Annotated in this window: 8 protein-coding genes; all 8 read right to left on the reverse strand. The window is 70.1% G+C overall.

Annotated elements, in window-relative coordinates; all coding sequences use genetic code 11:
• Positions 1 to 94: 94 nt before the first annotated feature.
• Entirely contained in the window at positions 95 to 658 is a 564-nt protein-coding gene (locus AC1D1T_RS27420; protein WP_465111704.1) for a deoxycytidylate deaminase, read from the reverse strand.
• Positions 659 to 688: 30 nt separating this feature from the next.
• A complete protein-coding gene (eutC, locus tag AC1D1T_RS27425; protein WP_477992862.1) occupies positions 689 to 1,459 on the reverse strand; it encodes an ethanolamine ammonia-lyase subunit EutC in 771 nt (256 codons plus the stop codon).
• Positions 1,456 to 2,862: an ethanolamine ammonia-lyase subunit EutB gene (locus AC1D1T_RS27430; RefSeq protein ID WP_477992863.1), complete on the reverse strand. Its 1,407-nt coding sequence runs from the start codon at positions 2,860 to 2,862 to the stop codon at positions 1,456 to 1,458. Before AC1D1T_RS27430 ends, eutC begins: the two co-directional genes overlap by 4 nt.
• A gap of 8 nt (positions 2,863 to 2,870) precedes the next feature.
• Positions 2,871 to 4,250 carry an ethanolamine permease gene (gene eat / locus AC1D1T_RS27435; protein WP_477828114.1) on the reverse strand — a complete coding sequence of 460 codons (1,380 nt, stop codon included), beginning with the start codon at positions 4,248 to 4,250 and terminating at the stop codon, positions 2,871 to 2,873.
• 124 nt (positions 4,251 to 4,374) lie between these two features.
• Positions 4,375 to 5,142, reverse strand: a complete 768-nt coding sequence (locus tag AC1D1T_RS27440) for a DeoR/GlpR family DNA-binding transcription regulator (protein WP_047513235.1) — start codon at positions 5,140 to 5,142, stop codon at positions 4,375 to 4,377.
• Between the two features lie 4 nt (positions 5,143 to 5,146).
• Positions 5,147 to 6,775, reverse strand: coding sequence for an ABC transporter permease subunit (locus AC1D1T_RS27445; protein ID WP_477828237.1), 1,629 nt, complete (start codon positions 6,773 to 6,775; stop codon positions 5,147 to 5,149).
• On the reverse strand, positions 6,772 to 7,770 hold the full coding sequence (locus AC1D1T_RS27450; protein ID WP_477840844.1) for an ABC transporter ATP-binding protein: 999 nt from the start codon (positions 7,768 to 7,770) through the stop codon (positions 6,772 to 6,774). Before AC1D1T_RS27450 ends, AC1D1T_RS27445 begins: the two co-directional genes overlap by 4 nt.
• Before the next feature lie 14 nt (positions 7,771 to 7,784).
• Positions 7,785 to 8,199 (reverse strand): type 2 periplasmic-binding domain-containing protein (locus AC1D1T_RS27455; protein WP_477992864.1); only part of this gene is annotated, 415 nt, incomplete at its 5' end.

Genomic DNA, 8,199 nt, shown 5'->3' on the forward strand with positions numbered 1-8,199 from the left:
CCTCCATGCATCGCGGCGCAACGCGCGCGCCGTGCTGCACACGATAGCCAGCCGGGGCGCGCGGTGATCGCGCGATATGGAGGGTGCCGCGGTGCTACTTTGGTGGCGGCTGCCCGGGATCCGTGGCGCCGTGCACGGCCGGCCCGGTGTCGCGGATGAAGTCGTCGAGCTTGTCGCACCATTCGGCCGCCGGCGCTTCGAGCGCTTCGAGCGACAGCACCTCGATGCCGGCATCGGCCAGCATCTTGTCCGACGCCTGGTTCAGCGCGACCTGGTGGGATTTCTTCTCGAGGAACACCACCCGCCGGATGCCGACCTGGATGATCGACTGCACGCAGCGCGGGCACGGGAACTGTGTCGTGTAGATGGTGCTGGCGGTGAGCGGCAGCACCACGCAGTTGAGGATGGCGTTCACCTCGGCATGGACGATGTAGCTGTGGCGCGACTGCACCGGGTCGTCGTCGATGTCGCTCCAGTACGACGGATCCTCGTCGTTGCAGCCGCGTGGCAGGCCGTTGTAGCCGACGCCCAGGATCTTGTTGTCGGCACTCGCGATGCAGGCGCCGTTGCGCTTGCGGCCGTCCTTCGAGCGGGCGGCCGCGAGCAGCGCGACGCCCATGAACATCGAATGCCAGTGGATCAGCGGGGTGTTTTGCATGGCCGACATGTTAGGGCCGGTTCGGCCCCTTCACGCCGGTGGCAGCTCCACCACGTCGCTGCGGTCCTTCAGGCTCACGCCGCTCAGCTGCAGCCGCAGTGACTCGCGCGCGAGCCACACCAGCCGGCGTGCCGCCTGCGCGTACGGCAGGCCTTCGGGCCGCACGTTCGAGATGCAGTTGCGCTCGGCGTCGCTGCGGCCGCGCCGGGGCGCCCAGGTGAGGTAGATCCCCAGGCTGTCCGGCGAGCTCAGCCCCGGGCGCTCGCCGATCAGCATCACGACCAGCCGCGCCCGCAGCAGCTCGCCGACCGGGTCGCCGAGCGCGACGCGGGCCTGCCGCGCGACGACGATGGGGCCGAAGGTCCATTCCGGCGGCGCCTGCGCGCGGATCTCGGCGACCAGCGGCGCGGCATGGCGGCTCACCGCGAGCGACGACAGGCCGTCGCCGATCACCAGTTGCACATCGCAGCCGCCGGCGGTGTCGGCCAGGCGTGCCGCCGAGGCCTCGTCGAGCCGGCGGCCGAGGTCGGGGCGCAGCAGGTAGGTGGCGCGGTCCGGCGCGGCGCTGTGCACCTGCAGCGTCGGCCAGCCGGCCTGCTGCAGCGTGGCGCACAGCGCATCGGCGTCGAGCGGCACGTGCACGGCGTCGCGGGCCTGCGCATGGGCGAAGCCGAAGCGCAGCAGCTCGCCGGTCGGCAGGCTGACGCCGGCGCGGCCGAGCGCCACCCGCGCCGCGGTGTGCACGCGCAGGGCGCCCCACGGGTCGCGCGTGATCGCATCCTTGGCCGGATCCCTGGTCATGCCGCGAGCCTCGGCAGGTCCATGCGCTCGATCAGGCTGTGGCCGGGCGCGATCGGCAGCACGCGGCCGGCCTCGTCGGTGATGCGCATCTTCTGCAGCCAGGCCTCGAACTCCGGCGCGCGTTGTAGGCCGAGCAGCTCGCGCAGGTACAGCGCATCGTGGAACGAGGTGCTCTGGTAGTTCAGCATGATGTCGTCGGCGCCCGGCACGCCCATGATGAAGCTCAGGCCCGCCGCGCCGAGCAGCGTCATCAGCGTGTCCATGTCGTCCGAATCGGCCTCGGCATGGTTGGTGTAGCAGACGTCGCAGCCGAGCGGCAGGCCCATCAGCTTGCCGCAGAAGTGGTCTTCGAGCCCGGCGCGGATGATCTGCTTGCCGTCGTAGAGGTACTCCGGGCCGATGAAGCCGACCACGGTGTTGGTGAGCAGCGGCGAGAACGCGCGCGCCACCGCGTAGGCACGGGCCTCGCAGGTCTGCTGGTCGACGCCGTGGTGCGCATCGGCCGACAGCGCCGAGCCCTGGCCGGTCTCGAAATACATCACGTTGGCGGTGGCCGGGTCGCCGACCGTCGCGCGCTTCAGCGACAACGCGGCGGCCTGCGCCTCGCGCAGCAACGCGAGGTCGATGCCGAAGCTCGCGTTCGCCTGCTGCGTGCCGGCGACCGACTGGAACACCAGGTCGACCGGCGCGCCGGCCTCGATCGCCTGCACGGTGTTGGTGACGTGGGTCAGGATGCACGACTGCGTGGGGATCTCGAAGCGGCGGATCAGCTCGTCCAGCAGGTGCAGCAGGTCGACCAGCGCCGGCATGCTGTCGCTGACCGGGTTGATGCCGATCACCGCGTCGCCGGCGCCGTACAGCAGGCCGTCGAGCATCGAGACCGCGATGCCGCGCGGGCTGTCGGTCGGGTGATTGGGCTGCAGGCGCACCGAGAGGCGGCCGGGCAGCCCGATCGTGTTGCGAAAGCGGGTGACGACGCGGCATTTGCGGGCGGCGAGGATCAGGTCCTGGTGGCGCATCAGCTTGCTGACGGCCGCGGCCATCTCCGGCGTGATGCCGGCGCGAACGCGCGCGAGCGTGGCTTCGTCGGCCGCGTCGGACAGCAGCCAGTCGCGCAGGCCGCCGACCGTCAGGTGCGAGATCGGTGCGAAGGCCGCGCGGTCGTGCGTGTCGACGATGAGCCGCGTGACCTCGTCGTCTTCGTAGGGCACCAGCGCTTCATCGAGGAAGCGCTGCAGCGGCAGGTCGGCCAGGCACATGCGCGCGGCCATGCGCTCGGCGGCGCTGCCGGCCGCGATGCCGGCGAGCTGGTCGCCCGAGCGCGCCGGTGTGGCGCGCGCCATCACGGCCTTCAGATCGGCGAACTGCCAGGTCTGCGTGCCGATGGTGTGGCGGTAGGGCATGCGTCTCCTCAGGGCTGCGCGGCGAGGTCTGCGGCAAGAGCGGCGGCGCGCCGCTCTCGGCCGCTGACCAGGAACAACACGGTGGCTGCGGCCATCAACCCGGCGAAGATCAGCGACAGCAGCAGGTTGTACCAGACCATCGCCACGAGGCACAGCAGCGCGAGCGCCAGCGCGATGGCCGGGAACACCGGGTAGCCGATGGCGGGGAACGGGCGTGCGAGCTCGGGCTCCTTGCGGCGCAACGCGAACAGGCTCGCCATCGACATGATGTACATCACGATCGCGCCGAACACCGACATCGTGACGATGTTGGCCGTGAGCGTCTGGCCGCCGAACGAAAACAGCTCGTCGCTGAAGATCGCCGCGATGCCGATGACGCCGCCGGCGAGCACGGCGCGGTGGGGCGTGCCGAAGCGCGGGTGGATGACGGCGAGCCAGGCGGGCAGGAAGCCGGCGCGGGCGAGCGCGAACATCTGCCGCGAGTARCCGAGGATGATGCCGTGGAACGAGGCCACGAGGCCGAACAGGCCGATCCACACCAGCATGTGCAGCCAGCCGCTGTTCTCGCCGACGACGGTCTTCATCGCCTGGGGCAGCGGGTCGTTGATGTTGGAGAGCTTGCGCCAGTCGCCGACGCCGCCGGCGAAGACCATCACGCCGATGGCGAGCAGCACCAGCGTGACGATGCCGGCGATGTAGGCGATGGGGATGGTGCGCTTCGGGTCTTTCGCTTCCTCGGCGGCCATCGCGACGCCCTCGATCGCGAGGAAGAACCAGATCGCGAACGGGATGGCGGCGAACATGCCGGAGAGTGCGAGCGGGCTGAAGCTGTCCTGCCCGGCCCAGCCATGCGCGGCGAAGTTGGCCACCGAGAAGCCCGGCGCGACCACGCCCATGAAGACGAGCAGTTCGAAGATCGCGAGCACGGTGACGATCAGCTCGAAGGTGGCGGCAGTGCGCACGCCGACGATGTTGAGCGCCATGAAGACGACGTAGGCGCCGCAGGCCATCAGCTTCGGGCTGGCGGCGGGGAACTGCACCTGCAGGTAGGCGCCGATGGCCATGGCGATGGCGGGTGGCGCGAACACGAACTCGATCAGCGTGGCGAAGCCGGCGATCAGGCCGCCGACGGGGCCGAAGGCGCGGCTGGCGTAGGCGAACGGGCCGCCGGCGTTGGGGATCGCGGTGGTGAGCTCGGTGAAGCTGAAGATGAAGGTGGTGTACATCGCCGCGACGACCGTGGCGGTGACGAGGAAGCCGAGGGTTCCGGCGCTGGCCCAGCCGTAGCTCCAGCCGAAATACTCGCCGGAGATGACCAGCCCGACGGCCAGTCCCCACAGGTGCCAGGCGTTCAGCGTGGCTTTGAGATGACCCGTCTGTGTCTGCATGGACGCTCCAATCGCTCTCGTCAGGTTGGAAGGGACTGCTGTTCGTGGGTCACGCAAGATCTGTTCCGCTGGGCGATGGCCGACCCGGCCGGCGAGCCCCGGCCTTCCACCCGCGCCTTTGCCATCAGGCGATCAGGATGTCACAACCACCCTCCCGAAGCGCCTCGAGCGCCGGCATCCGGCGCGCCCGCCCGTCGGTGACGATCTGGTCGATGTCGTTCACCGCGCACCATCCGACCCGGCTCGCCTGCCCGAGCTTGCCGTGGTCGGCCAGCATCACCCGCCGCTTAGAACAGGCCACCATCGCCCGCGCCACCTCGGCCTCGCGGTGCTCGTAGCTCGTCGCGCCGTGCACCGCATGCAGCGATACCGGCGACAACAACGCCACGTCGGCATGGTGGCGATGGATCTCGGCCACGGTCTGCTCGCCGTAGGTCGCGCCGATGTCGGCCACCGGGCGCCCACCCAGCAGGATCACCTCGTGGCGCCGCGCGTCGGTCGCCACCAGCTTCATCGCCACATCGAACGAGTTGGTGATCACCGTCAGGCCGCTCAGCGACGCCAGTTCCTCCGCCAGCGCCGACACCGTGCTGCCCGCATCGAGGAACAAGGTCTGGCCCGGCCGCAGCAGCCGGGCCGCAGCGCGCGCGATCGAGCGCTTCTCCGCCAGGCGCACCTTGATGCGCTCGCCGATCGGCGCTTCCGGCTCCGGAGCGGTCGCGACGACCCCCCCGTGCACGCGCCGCAATTCACCCGTGGCCTCCAGCGCCATCACGTCGCGGCGCACCGTCTCGCGCGAAACGCCGAGATCGCTCGCGATGCGCTCGGTGCTCAAGCGCTGGAAGTTCGCGAGCAGGTCGCGCAACCGCTGGTATCGGTCTTCCTGCAACATCGGTTCAAGGGCTCCTCGATCGCGTCAAGACCTGCAGCAGCCAGGCCGACACACCGACGATCAACATGATGCAGGTCGAGAACGCCGCCGCCTGCGATGTGAACCCGGCCTCGTCGAGCCGCATCACGCTCACCGCGCCCAGCATCGTCGACGGCGTGATCAGGAAGATCACCGCCGACAACGTGACCATCGAGCGCATGAACAGGAACAGCGCCACCGTCCACAACGTGGGCCGCAGCGCCGGCACGTAGACGTCGCGCCAATGCCGCCACACACTGCCGCCGAGCGCGCTGCAGGCCTCCTCCAACGCGTCGGGGACCGCGCGCACGCCGCTGGACATCGTCACGTAGGCCTGCGTGTGGTAGTGGTAGAAGTTGCACAGCGCCAGCAGGAGCACCGAGCCGTACAACGCCGCAAACGGCCATTGCGGGCGGTTGAACGCAAACACGTACGACAGGCCCAGCACCAGGCCGGGCACCGCCACCGGCAAGGCGGACAGCAGCGCCACCGCGCGCGCAGGCGCAGGCGGCAATCGCCGCGCCGCCAATGCCAGACCGAGCAGCAGCAGCGTGCCCAGCACCGCGGTGAGCACCGACACCGCCAGCGACGTCCACAGCGGTGCATAGCCGCCCGCCAGCGTGATGTCGTAGTGCTTCAGCGTGAACTCCAGCTTGTAGGGCCACAACCGCATCAGGCTGCCGATCACCACCGTGCCGACCACGCAGGCCAGCGAGCCGGCGATCAGCAGGTTGCCGACAAAGAACGGCACGTCGCGCCGGGCCCATGGCACCGGCCTCGGCGGGCGTGCCGATTCGGCGCCGAGCCCTGCCTGCCGGCGCGCAGCGACATGCTCGATCCACACCGACAGCCCCGCCGGCAGCAGCAGCAGCAGGCCGACCACCGCGCCGAGCCCGAACTTCATCTGTCCGCTCACCTGGTTGTAGATCTCGGTCGCGAGCACCGGATAGTCGCCGCCGATCACCACCGCATTGCCGAAATCGGTGATCGTCACCGTGAAGACGACGAAGGCCGCGCTCAGCAGTGCATAGCGCATGCCCGGCAATGTGATGTCGACGAAGCGCCGCCACGGTGTCGCGCCCAGCAGCTCGGCCGCCTCGTAGTGGCGCGCATCGCCATGCCGGAACGCGGCGCGCAGGATCATCGCGGCCTGCGGCAGTGCGTACATCACGTCGGCGATCAACAGCCCGCTGAATCCGTACACCTCGAGGCGCGCGCCCAGCAGCTTGCCGACCAGCCCGTTGCGCCCCAGCAGGAAGATCAGCCCGAGGCCGAGCACCAGCGACGGCGCCAGCACCGGCAGCGCCAGGCTTGCCCCGATGAAGCGCTTGCCCGGCATCGCGGTGCGCTCGAGCCCGAACGCGACCACGAAGGCGAGCAGCACGGTGATCACGGTCGCCGAGACGCCCAGTACCAGGCTGTGCGCGAGCGCGCGCCACACGCCGGGCGTCTCCCACAGCGCCACCCAGTTCGACACACCGACGCCGCCCCCCTCGTCGAGCAGGCTGCGCCACGCGATCGTCAGCATCGGCACGCCGAAGAACAGGATCAGCGCCGCCAGCGGGATCCACAGGCAGGCGCGCAGCAACCAGCGGTCGAGCGGCGCGTCGATCACCCTGCCACCCACGCGCAATCGGCCGCTGCGATCTGCACCGAGACGGCGTCACCCGGCAGCAACGCCGGACCGGCCGCCGGCAGCTCGGCCAGCAGTTCGCGGCCCCGCCAGCTCACGCGCAGCCGGCGCAGGTTGCCGAGGAAGCTGAGGTCGATCACGCGGCTGTCGCCGTGCGGGTCCGGCGCCAGCACCACCCGCTCGGGCCGTACGCATGCCGCGTCGCCGATCGGATCGCCGCTCAGCAGCTCGGTCGCCGCCTCGCGCACCCATTCGCGCGGTAGCAGGTTGCCGTGCCCCATGAAATCGGCGACGAAGCGGGTACGCGGCTGCAGATACAGTTGTTGCGGCGTGCCCTGCTGCTCGATGCGGCCCTGGTTCATGCAGACGATCGTGTCGGCCAGCGCCATCGCTTCCTCCTGGTCGTGCGTGACCATCAACGTCGGGATGCGCAGCCGGCGCTGCAGCTCGCGCAGCTCATGGCGCAGCTCGGCGCGCACCTTCGCGTCGAGCGCCGACAGCGGCTCGTCGAGCAGGATCAACGCCGGATCGACCGCCACTGCGCGCGCCAGCGCGACCCGCTGCTGCTGGCCGCCCGAGAGCTGGGCCGGATGGCGTTGCGCCAGTGCCGAAAGCTTCACCAGCGACAGCAGCTCGGCCACGCGCGCCTCGATCTGCGGCGCCGGTGCACCGCGGATGCGCAGCCCGTAGCCGACGTTCTGCGCGACCGTCATGTGCGGGAACAGCGAGTACGACTGGAACACGATGCCGAAGCCACGCTCGCGCGCCGGCACGGTCGCCAGGTCGCGACCGCCAAGCATCAGGCGGCCTCGGTCGGCCGCCAGCAGCCCCGCGATGATGCGCAGCAGCGTGGTCTTGCCGCAGCCGCTCGGCCCCAGCAGGCACACGAACTCCTCGGCCCCGATCGAGAGGTCGATGCGCTCGAGCGCGACGAAGCCATCGAAGCTCTTGTGCAGGCCGCTGATCTGGAGCGCCATGCCGGGCGACGCGCTCACCGCCCGATCGCCTTCTGCCAGGCCGCGAGCGTGGCGTCGCGGTCCTTGGCCGACTGCGCGAAGTTCATCGGGTAGAGCACCTTCGAGAGGTCGGCCGGCAGCCCGGCGATCTGCGCGGCCTTCGACGGCGGCGTGCCGGGAATCGTGACGATCTCCTTGTACTTCGTGTAGAGCGCCGCGGCCTGCGGCGACAGCGTCCRGTCGAGGAAGCGCCTCGCATCGGCCTTGTTCTTCGAGCTCTTCATCAGCGCCGAGGCTTCCAGTTCGTAGCCGGCGCCGTCGCTCGGAATCACCATCTTCACCGGAAAGCCCTCCTCCACCGACTGGATCGCCGCGAACGCGAGCGACGCGCCGATCGCGTACTCGCCCGCACGCGCAGCCTTGCACGGGCGGGAGCCCGACTTGATGTAC

The organism is Rhizobacter sp. P2_H3, assembly GCF_056403355.1.